Annotated in this window: 14 protein-coding genes; 11 read left to right on the plus strand and 3 right to left on the minus strand. The window is 55.0% G+C overall.

Annotated elements, in window-relative coordinates; all coding sequences use genetic code 11:
* Positions 1-60 precede the first annotated feature (60 nt).
* On the plus strand, positions 61-1,422 hold the full coding sequence (locus GJU83_RS03165; protein WP_153633680.1) for an MBL fold metallo-hydrolase: 1,362 nt from the start codon (positions 61-63) through the stop codon (positions 1,420-1,422).
* A 21-nt stretch (positions 1,423-1,443) separates the two neighbouring features.
* Here the strand turns inward: GJU83_RS03165 and GJU83_RS19155 are convergent, their stop codons facing one another.
* From GJU83_RS19155 to GJU83_RS19160, 3 genes are all read right to left on the minus strand, one after another.
* On the minus strand, positions 1,444-1,842 hold the full coding sequence (locus tag GJU83_RS19155) for a pilin (RefSeq protein WP_153633681.1): 399 nt from the start codon (positions 1,840-1,842) through the stop codon (positions 1,444-1,446).
* A gap of 108 nt (positions 1,843-1,950) precedes the next feature.
* Positions 1,951-3,393, minus strand: a complete 1,443-nt coding sequence (locus GJU83_RS03175) for an O-antigen ligase family protein (protein WP_153633682.1) — start codon at positions 3,391-3,393, stop codon at positions 1,951-1,953.
* Between the two features lie 102 nt (positions 3,394-3,495).
* Positions 3,496-3,924 (minus strand): pilin, encoded by a 429-nt coding sequence (locus GJU83_RS19160; RefSeq protein WP_153633683.1) that lies wholly within the window; start codon positions 3,922-3,924, stop codon positions 3,496-3,498.
* Between the two features lie 312 nt (positions 3,925-4,236).
* Here GJU83_RS19160 and pilB point away from each other — a divergent pair, with 312 nt between their 5' ends.
* The 10 genes from pilB to GJU83_RS03230 all read left to right on the plus strand — a co-directional run bounded on the left by pilB (position 4,237) and on the right by GJU83_RS03230 (position 16,220).
* The gene (pilB, locus tag GJU83_RS03185; RefSeq protein WP_153633684.1) at positions 4,237-5,952 is read left to right on the plus strand and encodes a type IV-A pilus assembly ATPase PilB; all 1,716 of its coding nucleotides are present in this window, start codon (positions 4,237-4,239) and stop codon (positions 5,950-5,952) included.
* 2 nt (positions 5,953-5,954) lie between these two features.
* Entirely contained in the window at positions 5,955-7,175 is a 1,221-nt protein-coding gene (locus tag GJU83_RS03190) for a type II secretion system F family protein (RefSeq protein WP_153633685.1), read from the plus strand.
* 92 nt (positions 7,176-7,267) lie between these two features.
* Positions 7,268-8,143 carry a prepilin peptidase gene (locus GJU83_RS03195; RefSeq protein ID WP_153633686.1) on the plus strand — a complete coding sequence of 292 codons (876 nt, stop codon included), beginning with the start codon at positions 7,268-7,270 and terminating at the stop codon, positions 8,141-8,143.
* 3 nt (positions 8,144-8,146) lie between these two features.
* Positions 8,147-8,746 carry a dephospho-CoA kinase gene (coaE, locus tag GJU83_RS03200; protein WP_153633687.1) on the plus strand — a complete coding sequence of 200 codons (600 nt, stop codon included), beginning with the start codon at positions 8,147-8,149 and terminating at the stop codon, positions 8,744-8,746.
* Positions 8,739-9,833 carry a hypothetical protein gene (locus GJU83_RS03205; protein ID WP_153634401.1) on the plus strand — a complete coding sequence of 365 codons (1,095 nt, stop codon included), beginning with the start codon at positions 8,739-8,741 and terminating at the stop codon, positions 9,831-9,833. The genes coaE and GJU83_RS03205 overlap by 8 nt, the downstream gene beginning before the upstream one ends.
* On the plus strand, positions 9,833-10,576 hold the full coding sequence (tsaA, locus tag GJU83_RS03210; RefSeq protein ID WP_153633688.1) for a tRNA (N6-threonylcarbamoyladenosine(37)-N6)-methyltransferase TrmO: 744 nt from the start codon (positions 9,833-9,835) through the stop codon (positions 10,574-10,576). The genes GJU83_RS03205 and tsaA overlap by 1 nt, the downstream gene beginning before the upstream one ends.
* Before the next feature lie 43 nt (positions 10,577-10,619).
* Entirely contained in the window at positions 10,620-12,971 is a 2,352-nt protein-coding gene (locus GJU83_RS03215) for a response regulator (protein ID WP_153633689.1), read from the plus strand.
* 62 nt (positions 12,972-13,033) lie between these two features.
* Positions 13,034-13,222 carry a DNA gyrase inhibitor YacG gene (gene yacG / locus GJU83_RS03220; RefSeq protein WP_153633690.1) on the plus strand — a complete coding sequence of 63 codons (189 nt, stop codon included), beginning with the start codon at positions 13,034-13,036 and terminating at the stop codon, positions 13,220-13,222.
* Between the two features lie 112 nt (positions 13,223-13,334).
* Positions 13,335-13,892: a YfaZ family outer membrane protein gene (locus GJU83_RS03225; RefSeq protein WP_153633691.1), complete on the plus strand. Its 558-nt coding sequence runs from the start codon at positions 13,335-13,337 to the stop codon at positions 13,890-13,892.
* 156 nt (positions 13,893-14,048) lie between these two features.
* A complete protein-coding gene (locus GJU83_RS03230; RefSeq protein ID WP_153633692.1) occupies positions 14,049-16,220 on the plus strand; it encodes a hypothetical protein in 2,172 nt (723 codons plus the stop codon).
* Positions 16,221-16,241 lie beyond the last annotated feature (21 nt).

Here is a 16,241-nt window from a genome sequence, read left to right on the forward strand (position 1 = left end):
TTATGAACTATCATAGGCAATAGTAACACTCCCTCAATAAAGAACGAGAAGGATGGCTCTATGAAACTTCGCTTCCTCGGCGGCACAGGCACAGTCACTGGCTCCCGCTACCTTCTATCAGATGAGAAACATCGGGTATTGGTGGATTGTGGCATGTACCAGGGCGTCAAAACCTTGCGCCGGCGCAACTGGGCGAAGTTTCCTGTGGATCCTTCCTCCATTGATGCGGTGGTTCTCACCCATGCGCACATAGACCACTCTGGGTACCTTCCCGCCCTGGTGAAGAATGGATTCAAGGGCAAGGTTTACTGCACCAAAGCCACCCATGAACTGTGCAAGGTTCTGCTGCCAGATGCCGGCTTTCTGCAGGAGGAAGATGCGAAGTACGCGTTTCGCAAGAAATTCTCCAAGCACGAAAAACCGGAACCGCTGTTCACCGAGAAAGACGCCTGGGAAGCCCTCAAGCACTTCGAGTCTCTGCACTACCACGAGACGTTCGAGCCGGTAAAAGGGTTCCAGGTAACCTTTACCCCGGCGGGTCATATTCTGGGCTCGTCCTGTGTGCATGTTCATCACAAGGGCGCAGACAGAACCGTGGTGTTCAGCGGTGACGTTGGGCGTCAGAACGACATCATCATGCGCCCGCCGGAGCCGCTTCAGAAGGCCGATGTGCTGATCTGCGAATCAACCTACGGGGATCGGGCCCACGGAGAAACGGATCCGGAGGCGGAACTGGCTGAAATCATTACCCGCACGGCGGGGCGTGGCGGCATCGTGCTTCTACCGGCCTTTGCCGTTGGGCGGGCGCAGATGCTGTTGTATGTGATTCACAAAATTATGGGGGACGGGAAGATACCCAAACTGCCGGTTTTCCTGAACAGCCCCATGGCCATCAAGGCTACTGAGATTTTCTGCAAGCATCATAAAGAGCACAAACTGAACGCCGCTCAATGCGAACTGATTGACGAAAAAACCGAATTTGTCCGCAAGGTGGAGGAATCCATTGAACTGGATGCGGTGCGCTACCCCTGCGTGATTATTTCCGCCAGTGGAATGGCTAGCGGTGGACGGGTCCTACACCACCTGAAAACGCTACTCCCAAATCCCCGCAACAGCGTGGTGTTCGCTGGTTTCCAGGCGCCTGGCACCCGCGGTGATGCACTGGTGAACGGTGCGGAATCAGTGAAGATCCACGGTGAGTACTGGCCTGTGAAGGCGGAGATTCATAACCTGGATTCTCTCTCTGCACATGGTGACTACAATGAGATTCTGGCGTGGCTGGAGCAAAGCTCTTTGAACCCCAAAAAGGTTTACGTCACTCACGGGGAGATGGTCTCGAGTGACGTTATGCGCAAACGGATTCGGGATAAGTTTGGCTGGGATGTTGAGGTGCCCGAGTTGTTTGAGGAGGTCGAAATCTAGGCCTCCACCTGACTATACTCATCAAGAATTGAGACCTGCACCCTCGGCACATTGCTCATCAGAGATCGGTGCCACGCCCGTTATTGCGTATGTCACGCTGCCGCGGTCATTAACGGTCGCTACCAAACTACAGGCTTCATTGGTGTACGTGATGTCTGCTGTCACGCCAAGGTCTGCCGCTGGAGCTATAGATAGCGCAGAATCCGCCGCTATGGCTGTGTTCAGTTCGTCGCAGCCGTTACCCGTTTGAGTACACACCTGCAGTTTCACCACAAAAGGTGTAGTCGACTTCATTGCAGCGCCGCCCTGGGCGCTGGCTACGTAGGTTTGATATGCCGGGATAGCGACGGCCGCAAGAATGCCGATGATCGCCACGACAATCATCAACTCGATCAATGTAAAGCCTTTTTGAGTACGCATTTACTTCTGACACTCCGCCTTGAATTCACTCTACACGTACCCAAGCAATACATGTGCCAAAGAAAATTCTATTGGATTTCAACACTCTAATTGGGGAATTGAGGACAACTACTGTCGCGGAAAGTCACCATGTGACCAAAAACGTGGTGAATAGATTGATCCCTGGCCCTTATAGGTCTGCCGGTCTTCGATATTGTCTTTGTAATAACGCACAACCTCGCCCATCCAAAAAAATCCAGAAACGAGGCACACTACAAGCACAACACCAACTGAAACGTTCTTTGCGAAGAACACTAAAGGCCGGCTCGTGCGCTCTCGGGTAGCAACTACGGGAGACTGAAATTTACCAAGAAACATAGACAATACGAGGAAACCGACCAGCATTGAAGCAGGAGCCATAAACACAGCAGACACACCGGCGTGCACAAATGCCCCAACCGTAGAAGCCATAAGGCCCGCCATGATTGTTTCTGCCTTTCTCGAAGACCGATGCTCAATGGTCCGAGCCAACACCGATTTTCCAACTCCCGCGACTGCAAATCCGAAGGCAGCGATGCTGATCCACCCATATTCAGCAGCCCACAGCAAGTACATGTTGTGGGGGTGTCCGAGATGGCTTGAATTATCAAGGGTGTCCGTGATTATACTATGAGTCAACCAAGATTGAGGCCCCATACCAAAGGGGAAGTTCACCAAACTCATTTCCCAGGCTTCTCGCCACAGCGGTAGCCGACCCGAGGAATTCAGATCCACACTCCGCGGCTCTGCAAACCCGAAGAGCATCCAAGGCACAATCAGAGTTAAAACCAACCACAGAATAATCCCTCCAGCCATCTGTCCGACCGCGGCCCTCAACCACACGAGAGCAGCTTTTCTCAGGAGCAGACCTACCAGGGCTGCACCGACGATAAGCCCGAGAATGGAACCTCTGGCAGAAGTTGTTATCAGCATCCACCACCAAATGGCACCCGAAGAGAAAATAAGAAAACGAACCAAGGGCAAAGCCGACAGCGATTCACAACGCTGAGCCACTGCGAGCAGCGGAATTAGCCAAGTCGCAAGATGACTCCAGTAGCGAATATTGGGAACCCCCCACGTGATTACTTCATCAATGTCTGGATTCTTGTCTGATAGCGCAAGGCCATAGTTCATAAGGGAAACGCAACCATACAGCAATGCAAGGATGCCAATAAGAATGCTCGCTCTGCCTATGGCGATGTCCAATTCTTCTATTCTGGAAAGATAAGCACCAAACAGGAAAACTGAAAGGAAAAAGAACCCGAACATCAGAGGCTCTACTCGATAAGTCGAGATGCATAGCTCGCCGAGCACGAACACAGTTAGAAAGGGTAATATCCAAAAAAGCCAATCGCCCGAAGAGTCCGTTCGACGAAAGGCCAACTTTTGGAACAAGAGAAAGCAAGTTGTTAACCAGATCGCAATGCAAAGAACGAAGCGCTGATCGGAATACGCCCACGAGGTGCCGGGCAGCAGCACGGCGAACAGCCCAACTCCAGTAAGCAGCAGCGTCAAACCCAACAACAATGGCATTTCGTTGGCTCACCCTCAAAAAAAAACCCCCATGCTTCGCACGAGGGCTTTCCGATCGACTTTGGCAAGAAGATTTGTTATGTCTTGCCTATGACTCGACGATTAGCTGTCAAGTCCTGCGCCGTCCAAACACTGCTGAACGTCCACAGTCGCGTCAGCCGCGACGGCCATGGTGTAGTCCACGATTCCGCTCGGTGCAACCTCAGCAGTGAGAACACACTGACCGTTGTCCCAAGTCAGATCGATATCAGCGCCTTGAGCAGCGGCGGTGCCGTTTGCAAAACTCAGCTGATCGACAGCAGCAACAGCTTCAGTCAGGGAAGTACCGTTTGCACCATCGCAGTCGATACCAGTCTGGGTACAAACCTGAGCCTTACCGACGTAAGGGTTGATGCCCTTCATTACCGCACTACCTTGGGAAGTTGCGACGTACTCCTGATAAGCAGGAATCGCAACTGCCGCCAGAATACCGATAATCGCTACAACGATCATCAGTTCGATCAAGGTAAAACCCTTTTGCATTGTCTTCATGAGTCAATCTCTCCGATTTTTGGTCAGTCTCGCTCAAGCCAGAGCGGCCTGACTCATAGAAAGCATCAAGCGTGCCAAAACCTAAAGTTAAAAAATAGCTATTTAAAATCAGAAACTTAGACCGAAATGACAATCAAGCCACTCTGCCGACTAAAGGTTCAGTAGGTCGCGCTTCGTCAGGGAGTGACAATTTTTGTCACGAAAACTTCAGTTAATGACCTTGCTTTCCAAACTCACCGTGTCCATCTAAACTCTCTCCTATTCACTCTGAACGCAGTTTCAGCCACTTATAAGACTCTCTTGAACGATTCTATGGCAACTGACAGCAGCAAAGTAACTCTCACCGGCTTGGCACGACGTTTCGTTGAGGACGGGCTTCTAGACGAAGCGACTGCGAAAGACGCATTCATTCAAGCCTCACAAAATCGAATACCGTTGATCACCTACCTGGTTCAGAACAACCTGGCAGATAGCAGCGGGCTGGCATTCTCGGCTGCCATGGAATTCGGTGTTTCTGTATTGGATCTCTCGGCGTTTGCGACGGAAATGATTCCGGAGAAGGTTGTCGACGAAAAGCTGATCCGGAAGCACAACGCTCTGCCTATTTACAAGCGCGGAAACCGGCTGTTTATTGCGGTTTCTGACCCAACCAATATCCAGGCGCTTGATGAGTTCAAATTCAACACAGGCCTGAGCACCGATGCGGTATTGGTAGACGATGCGAAACTCCGTGATTCTATCGAGAAATATCTGGAGTCTCAGGATACCTCCATGGGGGATCTCGAGGATGCAGACCTCGAGGGCGTAGAGACAGAGGGCGGCGAACAAGAGGACGACAACGCCGTTACTGCCAGTGACGTGGACGACGCCCCCATCGTTAAGTATGTGAACAAGATGCTTCTGGATGCGATTCGCGGTGGCGCATCGGATGTTCACTTTGAACCCTATGAAAAAATATATCGGGTTCGGTACCGCACGGACGGTATTTTGAAGGAAGTGTCGCGGCCTTCCATCAAGTTGGCGCCAAAAATTTCTGCCCGGGTAAAAATCATGGCGCAGCTCGATATTTCCGAGCGGCGTGTGCCTCAGGATGGCCGGATTAAGATGAAACTGTCCAAGACCAAGGCCATCGATTTCCGGGTGAACACCCTCCCCACCCTTTGGGGCGAGAAGATCGTGCTGCGGATTCTCGATCCTAGCCAGGCCAAGCTGGGCATTGATGTTCTCGGTTATGAGGAAGACCAGAAGCAGATCTACCTTGAAGCGCTTGAACAACCTCAAGGCATGATCCTGGTAACCGGACCAACTGGCTCCGGTAAAACGGTTTCGCTCTATACAGGCCTGAACATCCTGAACACCGCCGAAAGGAATATCTCTACTGCCGAGGATCCAGCCGAGATCAACCTTGAAGGTATTAACCAGGTTAACGTGAATACCAAGGTGGGGCTTGGCTTTGCGGAAGCGTTGAGAGCTTTCCTCCGTCAGGACCCCGACGTAATCATGGTGGGCGAGATTCGGGACCTGGAGACCGCCAATATAGCGATCAAGGCGGCACAAACCGGTCACCTTGTACTTTCTACCCTTCACACCAACAGCGCCGCTGAAACGCTTACCCGCATGATGAACATGGGCGTTCCCTCATTCAACATCGCTACATCCGTGAGTGTGATTATCGCGCAGCGACTGGGCCGACGGCTTTGCAACAGCTGCAAGCAGGCTGCAGACATCCCCAAAGACGTGCTTTTGGCGGAGGGGTTCACACAGGAACAAATTGATACAGGCTTCACGTTGTACCGCCCCAAAGGCTGTGATAAATGCAATGGAGGATATAAAGGCCGCGTTGGTATTTACGAAGTGGTCAAGATTACCGACGAGCTGGCAAACATGATTATGGAAGAGGCCAGCTCTATCAAAATTGCTAAACAGGCTCAGGCAGACGGTTTCCGTAATCTGCGGCAGGCAGCGCTTCTGAAAGTGATTCAGGGTGTGACCAGTCTTGAGGAAGCCAACCGCGTGACGAAGGATTAGACATGGCAGAGAAAGCAGAAAAGCTCCAGGCGTTCGTTTGGGAAGGCAAAGACAAAAAAGGGAATAAGGCAACCGGTGAGGTTTCAGGAACCAACCTTGCACTTGTAAAAGCGCAGCTTCGCAAACAGGGCATTGTGCCAAGCAAGGTAAAGAAAAAGTCGAAACCGCTTTTCGGTGGCAGTAAGAAGATCACCCCCTTCGACATAGCGATGCTCACGCGCCAGCTTGCCACGATGATGAAGGCTGGCGTTCCCCTGGTTCAGAGCTTTGACATTGTTGCCGATGGCCTGGAGAACAAGGGGCTACAGGAACTCATTCTTAATATCAGGAATGATATTGCGTCAGGCACTAGTTTCGCAGGTGCCTTGCGCAAGCACCCCCGGCATTTCAACGATCTGTACTGCAGCCTTGTGGACTCTGGCGAAAAAGCAGGTGCTCTTGAGCAGATGCTGGACCGGATTGCCACTTATCTGGAAAAGAGTGAGTTGCTGAAGAAGAAGGTCAAGAAAGCGATGACCTACCCAGCGGCCGTTGTTGTTGTCGCTATTATCGTAACAGCGATCTTGCTTGTTAAGGTCGTCCCTCAGTTTGAAGCGTTGTTCACCGGCTTCGGTGCCGATCTACCAGTTTTCACCCAGATGGTGGTAAACCTTTCGGAGTGGATGCAGAAATGGTGGTTCATCTGTTTGATAGGAATTGTTGGCTTTATTTTTCTTTTCAGGGAAGCCAAGTACAGATCTAAGAAGTTCTCAGACGCTATAGACAAGTACACTCTTAAGCTCCCGGTTATTGGCGAAGTTCTCGACAAATCCGCGGTTGCCAGATTTGGGCGGGTCCTATCTACCACCTTTGCCGCCGGTGTACCATTGGTAGACGCTCTGGAGTCGGTAGCAAATGCGACCGGCAACGCCGTATACCGTGATGGCATCAACAGCATCAAAGACGAGGTTGCAAGCGGTACCCAATTACAGGCAGCTATGCGGAATGCTGACATCTTCCCGGTAATGGCTGTTCAGTTGACTGCCATCGGTGAGGAATCCGGTAACCTGGATGAAATGCTCTCCAAAGTTGCCGATCATTACGAAGCCGTCGTTGACGATCTGGTTGATAATCTCTCGGCCCTCATGGAACCTTTGATTATGTCGGTTCTGGGTGTGCTGGTTGGCGGCTTGATCATTGCCATGTACCTGCCGATATTCCAGATGGGCCAGGTCGTTGGCTAAAAGGCTCTACCGAACGTTCCTCTGCATCAAGGCGGGGTTAGAAGGAAGTTTCTCCTGACCCCGAATTCGCTCGCCTGATTCTCGGATAATTGATGATTACTCTGGACGCCTTTCTCAATACTCCCTGGCTTCTTTTTCTCTCTGTTACCCTCGTGTCTCTCTGCGTCGGCAGCTTTCTGAATGTTGTGATTCTGAGGCTGCCGAAAATGATGCACCAAGACTGGCGCTGCCAGTGCGAGGAATTCCTTGAGGTTCCGGAAAAGCAGCGCAAGCAGGAAGAGCGGATTACGCTCGCCAAGCCGGCTTCCAACTGCCCGTCCTGCGGCCACGGCATTCGAGCTTGGGAAAATATTCCGGTGGTCAGTTGGTTGATGCTTCGGGGTAAATGCGCTTCGTGCAAAGCACCCATCTCACCGCGCTATCCGATTATTGAGGCAGTCACAGCGGTTTTCTCGGTGGTGACCATTGCCGTCATCGGACCAAATGAGTCGGCGCTCTGGGCCCTGCTGTTGGTTTGGGCTCTGGTGGCTTTGACAGTTATTGATTTCGACACTCAACTACTGCCAGACAGCATTACCCTGCCCCTGATGTGGCTCGGATTGGTGCTGAATTATTTTGCAGTCATGACCGATTTCAACAGCGCGTTCTGGGGGGCAGTGGTCGGTTATCTGGCTTTATGGTCCGTCTACTGGCTGTTCAAGCTGGTTACGGGCAAGGAAGGCATGGGGCACGGAGACTTCAAACTGCTTGCCGCACTCGGCGCCTGGCTGGGGTGGCAGTTGTTGCCCGCGGTTATCTTGCTTTCCTCGGTGGTTGGAGCGGTTGTCGGTATCAGCCTGATGGTGTTCAAGCAGCATGGGCGCGAGGTACCGATTCCATTCGGGCCTTACCTGGCGACTGCCGGCCTGCTCTGTTTGTGGTTCGGGACTGAAATTCAGGCGTTCTGGTACGGATTCCTGGGAGTCTGATTCATGAAAATTGCTGGCCTGACCGGCGGCATTGGTTCCGGGAAATCCACTGTGGCTCGCCTGTTCGGTGAGCTTGGCGTGCACTGGGTGGATGCCGATGATGTTGCCCGAGAAGTGGTTGAGCCGGGAACTCCGGCGCTCGAACGGATTGCGAAGCATTTTGGTAAGCATATTCTCACATCCGAGGGTGCCCTGGATCGGGCTCAACTACGCGGAATCGTCTTCCAGCAACCAGAAGAGCGAGCATGGCTGGAGTCTCTGCTACACCCAATCATTCGTGACGAGTTGATTCGGCAGTTGAACCCGGAAAACTACCAGCTTCCCTATGTGCTTCTGGTTTCCCCTCTCCTCCTCGAGACCGACCAGCACGAGTTAGTTGATAAAATTTTCGTGATCGATGTGCCCAAAGACGTCCAACTCGAACGCACCATGGCCCGGGACACCAACTCCCGGGAGCAGGTGGAGCGCATTATTGCGGCGCAGATATCACGCGAGGATCGGCTGGCGCGGGCGGATGAAGTGATTGATAATGACCGCCCTCTGGATGATGTAACGCGTCAGGTGCGGGAGCTGCATGAAAGATTGTTGGTGGACTTTGGCTGACTGGTTTTTCCGCTCTCGTTTTGCAGGTTTTGCCGCGGCACTGTCTCTGACATTCTCTTCCCCGGGCCACACCATTGAGCCGGTGTTTGAGGTTCGGGAGCGTTCGGTGGCGGAGATTCTGTCCCCGGCTGAACTACCAATCGGATTCTACACCTTTGAACCGGAAGAATACTGGGCCGAACCGCGTGATTCCTACTGGCTGAAGTTCAGCAACTGGGTGTTGCGACAGGAGCGCCTCCACGGGCAGAAGGTCCAGACGGTTGGCCAGTGGGCGGACCGGACACTATCCGGCAGCGAGCACAATCTGCCCAACAACGAGAGCTATCTTCGAATTGGCTTTGCTACAGAATCCGAATATGGCGACCCGGCACAGTTTGAGCCGGAGGCCCGATTTCGGCTGGACATTCCCACCACCCGACGCAAACTGCGCCTGGTTATCGAAAGCGAAAGCGAGGACCTGATTCCTCTCGGAGAGCGCCAGCGGGACCGCCAGCTTACGGAGCCGGAGCGATCTGATACAGAAGCCACGGGCGCTTTGCGCTACCTGACCCAAATTGGCGATGCCATCAACTTCTCCAATGACGTGGGTGTGCGTCTTCGGCTTCCTCCGGATGCTTTCTGGCGGGCAACGGCTGAAAAGCGCTGGCGGCTTGACGATAAATGGGTTCTGAACGCCCAACAGCGCTTTTATTATTTTCATCAGGACGGCTGGGGCGAGCGAACCTGGGTTGGCGTTGGTCGCCCGGTTGGGAATGACTGGTATTTCCGCTCCTCTTCAGAACTGGAATGGGTGCACAACGATAAGGAATTTGTGGCGGGCCAGATCTTCAGTATGCGCAAGCGCATGAATAATCGGTTGGTCGTGACGCCGAGACTAGGCCTGCTAGGGGAAAGCAAACCCTCCTGGCGCACAACTTCTGCATTCACCGATATCACATTTCGCTATCGGCTCCACAGCAACTGGCTTTACGCGGAGCTGATTCCTGCGCTGGAATTCCCCCGAGAAGACAGCTTTAAAGACCGGGCGTCTGTGGTGTTCCGGGTAGAGATGTTTTTCTCCGGTACTATCGAGGATGATCGTTTGTAATGCCGAGACACCTCTCAAAGCCGGCGGCCGAGGCCCTTACCCTCACGCCAATTGCTATTACCCGCTCCTGCTTCCGGGACAAGTTCGGGGTGCCACGCCAACCTGGGCTGACCCGTCATGCCCGGGCCGACCTGATCATACAGCCACCGTTTGACCGGGAAGATGCGTTTCGGGGGCTGGAAACCGCCAGCCACCTGTGGCTGACCTTTCAGTTTCACGAGGCGGTGCGGGCAGAATGGCGGCCCGTGGTGCGCCCTCCCCGGCTAGGCGGTAACCGCAAGATGGGTGTATTTGCCAGTCGCTCACCGTTTCGCCCAAACAGTCTCGGTTTGTCCGTGGTCCGTAATGAAGGGCTGATTCGCAAAGACGGTGAGCTTATCCTGCGCATCAGCGATCATGACCTGATCGAAGGCACGCCAATTCTCGACATCAAGCCCTACCTGCCCTTCGCCGATTCCGTGCCCGAAGCCACCCTTGGCTGGGCAGACTCTCCGCCCACGGAACGGCTGGAGGTGGTTTTTCTGCCGGAAGCGGAAGCCCAGATTCGTCAACTTTCACCGGGAGACTATCCGGAACTCCGCCCCCTCATAGAGGATGTGGTCGCTTACGATCCAAGGCCCTCTTTTCGCAGAGGACGGGAAGAAGAACGCATCTACGGCGCGCATCTATACGACCTGAACGTGCGATTCCGATTCGTGAATGATCATTCACGAAAACGTGTCGAAGTGCTGACGGTCTGTTAAACTCCTTCTGGTGATTTTGTAGTCGACACAGGGAATATGTGCCTTGCCTTCAACACGTTTGTTCAAACGATTGGGAATACGGCCATTGGCAGCAAGGTTGCTCGCCTACGTATTACTGTTCAGCGTGTTTCTCTCTCTGGTGGCCACCGGCGTTCAGCTGATTGGTGAGTTCGAGCGGCGGAAGAATGACCTTCTGAACGACCAGACCCGGGCGGCCGAGCTGGTTTCCGGGAGCATGAGCAACAACATCTGGCTGATGAATTTCAGCGAGGTGGCCAACGCCCTGGATGATATGAAGGCGGTGCCCGCGGTCCAGTATGGTCGGGTGGTGACCAGCACCGGCGAAACCTTCACAACCGGCACCTACCCCGAAGGCCGGGTGCTCTCCCAGACGTTCCCCCTGGTGTTCGACCGCTCCAGCACCCGCAGCCCGGAAAATGTGGGCACACTGACGGTTACCTCCTCCATCGACCAGATATACACGGACCTGCGCAACCGCGCCCTGCTGAACCTGCTGTTCCAATCAATCGTGGTGATGCTGGGAACCCTGGGGCTGCTGGTGATCGTTCGTCTAACGCTGTCCCGGCACCTGGAAGCCATGGCAGATTACGCAGCCCGGCTGAATCTGGACGCGCTGGTCGACCCGCTGAAACTCAGACGCAAAACCCGGAAAACGCCAGACGAGCTCTCGGAACTGGAGCAGGCCCTGAACAAGATGCGCCTGCAAATCCTCGAGGACACCCGCTCCCTGCGCCAGACCACGATCCAGTCCCAGGGTGAGCGTGACGAAGCCGTACGCGCCAACCACGCCAAGAACCAGTTCCTGGCCAATGTAAGCCACGAACTGCGCATTCCTCTGCAATCCGTGCTGGGCTACGCCAACCTTTTGACCGACACGCCCCTGGACCAGGAGCAGCGGGAATACGTTCAAACACTCTTGAGTGCCTCAGAGAGCCTTTCGGCCATTATCAATGACTTGCTGGACATCTCCAGCATGGAAGCTGGCAAGCTGGTACTGGATGACATTCCTTTTGATCTGAGGGAAACCCTCAATGATCTGGTGCACATGCTGGGCTCCCGGGCCCGGGAGAAGGGTCTGGCACTGGAGCTTCGGATCGACGAGAACCTGCCCTGGGCCCTGAAAGGCGACCCGGTGCGAATTCGCCAAATCCTGCTCAACCTGACATCCAACGCCATCAAGTTTACCGATTCCGGCCATGTGCTGATCAGTATCGAGGTGCTGGGGCGCCGCGACGACAGGGCGCGCATTCGCATTGCGGTGGAAGACACGGGTGTAGGAATCAATCCGGAAGACGTTCCGCTGGTTTATGAGCCCTACGTGCAACTGGGCCAGCAGTTCCAGCGCCAGCTCCCCGGTGCAGGCCTGGGCCTCACCATTTGCCGCCAACTGGTTGGCCTGATGGACGGCTCTATGGATCTGGAGAGCCGCCCTGGCGAGGGCTCAACATTCTGGATGGAACTCACGTTGCCCATTGCCCCGGAGAATGCCGCCCGGGTTCGCCCGGATACCAGAATGGTGAAGAATCGCCGGATTCTGGTGGTGGATTCCTACGAGTTATCCCGCAAAATCACCCTGGAAATGCTGTCCCGGCACGACGTCCACATTGAGGCGGTAAAGTCCGCTGGCGAGGCCCTGACATCCCTGCGTACGGCGTTCGATGGCCAGCAGCCGTTCGACGCGATCATCCTGGATGGATTCGTGCCAGATATGGACAGCGATCTGCTGTGCCGTCAAATCAGGAGCAATCCGCTCTGGGCAGACATGCGTCTGCTGATTCTGTCGTCCAACCCGCAACGGGGCGACGCCGAACATTTCCGCCAGGCCGGTGCCGATGCCTTCCTGAGCAAATCTCTGCGTGAATCCTGCCTGACTCCGATTCTCAACCAGTTGTTTGTTGATGCCGCCAGGGACGAACGGCGTTTCCTGACCCGGTTCTCACTGCAGGCGGTTACCGACACGGCGCGGCGCCGGGAACTCCCCTGTGGTCGCATGAAGGTTTTGCTGGTGGAAGATAATCCGGTCAACCGTACCCTTACCCGCAGGCTGCTTGAGAAACTGGGCTGTGACGTGATGACCGCCAACGACGGCGAGGCGGCAGCCAGCCTGTGGCAGTGGCATCCCTTCGACCTGGTCTTCATGGACTGCGTGATGCCCCGAGTGGACGGTTTTGAAGCCACCCGCCGCCTGCGGGAGTGGGAGACCGCCCATAACCGCGCGCGAATCCCGGTGGTCGCACTAACAGCCAGCGCCATGGAAGAAGACGAAGAGCGCTGCCGCCGGAGCGGTATGGATTCTTTCGTTGCCAAGCCTGTCAATATTGAAATGCTGCGGGCAGTACTGGAACAATATTGTCAGGCGTCTGCTGCCTCCTGAGAGCAACTTCCTGACATACGGGCACAGACATCCAGACACCTTTCCAAACCCCGAAGGCAACCATGAACGTTGAATGCCCAACCTGCAAAAAGTCCGTGGAATGGACCGAGACCAACCCCTGGCGCCCATTCTGTTCCGAGCGCTGCAAATTGATCGACCTGGGGGCCTGGGCCAACGAGGAATACCGGGTACCCGCAGAAAATGCATCACCGGAGGACCTGGACCAGGACGGCGAAACCACCCGGCACTGAACGCCGAAAAATGAAAGTTAACGGGGACTTACTGGCATTTAAGTTGAGTGGCCTGGTACACCCCGTTAACATACCGGCAATTCTGCTAAAAACGTAACGAAGGTGCACACATATGAAAGCGTCCCGGATTTCTCTCTTGGTTCTCTCACTGGCGGCCGCGCCGGCATTTGCGGCGGATGCCGATCTCAGCCTTACCAACGACTCGGTGAAAGGCCAGGTTAACTTCTTCAACACCAACAATGATGTCCAGCTTGGCGCCGGTTACACCTACCACGAAGGCGGCCGCGACATTTTCAATGCCGATTTCCACGCTCAGGGCCGCACCGCTATCGGTAACCTGCCCACCACCGCGGGCATCGGGATGCGTGGTATCTTCTGGGATCAGAGCCGTGCAGATGGCGGAGCGCTTGGGCTCGGCGGTTTCGCCACCGTGAACATCCCGAATGTTCCTGGTTTGTCATTCACCGGCGGCCTTCACTACGCGCCGAGCATTCTTTCGTTCGGCGATTCAGACGATATGACCAGTCTGGAACTCCGTGGCAGCTATCGCGTTATCCGCAACGCCGAGCTCTTTGCCGGCTACCGTTATCTGAACACCGATATTGAGAACTCGTCACGAGACGTCAATCTCGATGAGGGCGTTATGGCGGGCATGAAGATTTTCTTCTGATTCCAGCCCCTCCGAAACGGGCCCGGCTTCTCGGGCCCGTTTTCTGTTCTCTTCGCAACACGGCCGCGCCATAACCCTTTCGTGCTTTTCCTCACGCTTTCCCGATAATCTGACTGTTAGACTGTTTGCCTGTATTTTCTGCACGGATAGCCAGGCATGCGTTTCACACTCGGTTTATTGCTCTCCTCAACTCTGTTGCTCACCGCCGGCTGCGGCAGCGGCGAAGACGCCATTGAAGGCGCGGCCAGCCAGCCCAACGATTTCGCTGGAAACAAGAATCCAGTGGATGATTTCAGTACCGGCAGTACCGGCGACTCCAACAACGCAGGCGGCCTTGCCAGCAACGAAGTCCGGGTGACCATGGAGATACCGGATGGAGTCACCAGCGAGGGCGAGCTTACCCGCCGAAACCTGAGAATCGTTCAGCCGGAAAGGGTGAGCGTTTACTACACCAATCAGACCCTGTCTGTGCTGGATGAACCCTCGATTTCCACGCGCACCGACAGCGAAGGCTTCACCATTATCGAGTTTACCGATGGCCTGCCCCTGGGGCCGGATGTGATTATCGATGCCACTTACGGCAATACCCGCATGCGCGCCCTGGCCGCCGATGCCGACCGGGATGTGAAGGTGAATCCTTTCTCCGAGTATCTGATACGCAACACGCTCAGCAGCTACACGGCCGGTGAGTTCCAGATCATAATGGATTGCGTTGCCGATGCCGGTGGCGAGCTGTGCCTGAACAAATATGTGTGGTCCACCCTGGCCGATCAGGTGCACGACTTTGAAATTGATATTCCCTCGAATATAGGCCTGGGCGGCGCCCTGGATGTACTGGAAAATCGGGGAGACTTTGCCCGGTACGTAAGCGCCATGGCCGACTACGCCGTGCTGGACGAAACTTCTTCGGGCAAGATCAGCGCCAGTTCGGCTGACTATAACGCGGTATTTCTGGGCATGGAACTGGGGCAAACGTTTCTGGAATCCTCCCTCAGCGGATCGGGGCAATGGGGTGTTCGTACTGCTCAAGAAGAGGTGCTGACGGACAATAACGGCACCGGCTATGTCTACCCGGCCCTGACACTTACCAGCTTCGATGCCTTCAATATTCGCGTTACGTCCCTGGCTAACGATATCCCCTACGATCGGGAAACCCTGATTCATCAGGATGGCAACAATTTCTTTGTGCGCGGCTCCGAGAACTGGGAACGTAACACCCACTCCTCCTCTCCCGGGGCTGCCACCTTGCTGGAAGACACTCGGTTACTGGCTGGCCGGGCGCTTTACCAGAGTATTACCGGTCGTGGCAGCTCCAAGATCATTGGCTGGACCCGTAATCCCTACTACCTGGATGCCTTCACCAGCACTCCGGTGGATGAAACCACCGGGCCTGACCGGGTGATCAGCGGCTATTTCAGTGCCGGCAAGGCCATTGAACTGGAAGCTGAGGGCGACCAGTTGCAGCGGCTCACTACGCTGGAAGACCAGTATCTGTCTGTTCTCGAGATAAACCTGCTGCGACAGGAAGGCTTTGACGCTGGCACTTTGAACGGCCGGGACTACAACGTTGTTTACCTGGCAAATCGGTTCAGCGATGGGACTGCACCTTTGACCATCGAAGCCGGTATTGGTCAGTGGCAAATCAATGGCGGCACGGTCAGCCAATCCCAGAGCTATACAACGGTACAGCGCGGTAACTCGGGCACTGTCACTACGGACCCCACCGGCTCCCGAACAGACTCCTGGACCCTGAGCTCCCGCACTGCTCGGCTCAGCAATGGCGATGCGGATATTGGTCGATTGAACCTGGACATCACCACCGCCTCCGGAAATTTCGAACAACCGGATATTGGTGTAGGCGCCAGCACACCGGACGGCTCCCTCATGGCATTCAACCTGGACGACAGCCCACTGGGTGACGGGCTCCTCGTGGCTGGCGAGCAAACCACCAACAGTGCACCGGCCACGGGCCAGTTCAGGCTTCAGGGCGTGGCCCTGGCCCTGACAACGGATACAAACCGGCTCCGCCATTTCGACAATGCCGTACTGACCATCGACTCCTCCAGTGCCGCAACACTGTCACCGGTAGCAATTACCAGCACCCATTCTGTCGATAACGAGGCAGTGACAAAACCGGCCCTTGAGACCCTGCCGGACATCGCCCTGACCTACACCCAATCCGGCGGTGGGCAGGTGCAGTTCACCAGCGGAAGCCTTGTTCTCGATGGCTTTCACACAGCAAGTCAGGACCAGTTTTACCTGCGCTTCCGAACTACCGAGGCCAGCGAGGAACAGATAGGCCTCGTGATTGCCACGAGATTGCCCTGAGCCCGGCAGCATCCGACAAAA

Origin of the sequence: Marinobacter salsuginis, from assembly GCF_009617755.1 — a bacterium.
Classification (GTDB): Bacteria; Pseudomonadota; Gammaproteobacteria; order Pseudomonadales; family Oleiphilaceae; genus Marinobacter; species Marinobacter salsuginis.

Bases quoted from the DNA above. Each gene is read 5' to 3' on its own strand.
- GJU83_RS03225 (WP_153633691.1), top strand. From the start codon at position 13,335: ATGAAAGCGTCCCGGATTTCTCTCTTGGTTCTCTCACTGGCGGCCGCG.
- GJU83_RS03165 (WP_153633680.1), top strand. From the start codon at position 61: ATGAAACTTCGCTTCCTCGGCGGCACAGGCACAGTCACTGGCTCCCGC.
- GJU83_RS03190 (WP_153633685.1), top strand. From the start codon at position 5,955: ATGGCAGAGAAAGCAGAAAAGCTCCAGGCGTTCGTTTGGGAAGGCAAA.
- coaE (WP_153633687.1), top strand. From the start codon at position 8,147: ATGAAAATTGCTGGCCTGACCGGCGGCATTGGTTCCGGGAAATCCACT.
- GJU83_RS03175 (WP_153633682.1), bottom strand. From the start codon at position 3,393: ATGCCATTGTTGTTGGGTTTGACGCTGCTGCTTACTGGAGTTGGGCTG.
- tsaA (WP_153633688.1), top strand. From the start codon at position 9,833: ATGCCGAGACACCTCTCAAAGCCGGCGGCCGAGGCCCTTACCCTCACG.
- GJU83_RS19155 (WP_153633681.1), bottom strand. From the start codon at position 1,842: ATGCGTACTCAAAAAGGCTTTACATTGATCGAGTTGATGATTGTCGTG.
- yacG (WP_153633690.1), top strand. From the start codon at position 13,034: ATGAACGTTGAATGCCCAACCTGCAAAAAGTCCGTGGAATGGACCGAG.
- GJU83_RS03230 (WP_153633692.1), top strand. From the start codon at position 14,049: ATGCGTTTCACACTCGGTTTATTGCTCTCCTCAACTCTGTTGCTCACC.
- pilB (WP_153633684.1), top strand. From the start codon at position 4,237: ATGGCAACTGACAGCAGCAAAGTAACTCTCACCGGCTTGGCACGACGT.
- GJU83_RS19160 (WP_153633683.1), bottom strand. From the start codon at position 3,924: ATGAAGACAATGCAAAAGGGTTTTACCTTGATCGAACTGATGATCGTT.
- GJU83_RS03195 (WP_153633686.1), top strand. From the start codon at position 7,268: ATGATTACTCTGGACGCCTTTCTCAATACTCCCTGGCTTCTTTTTCTC.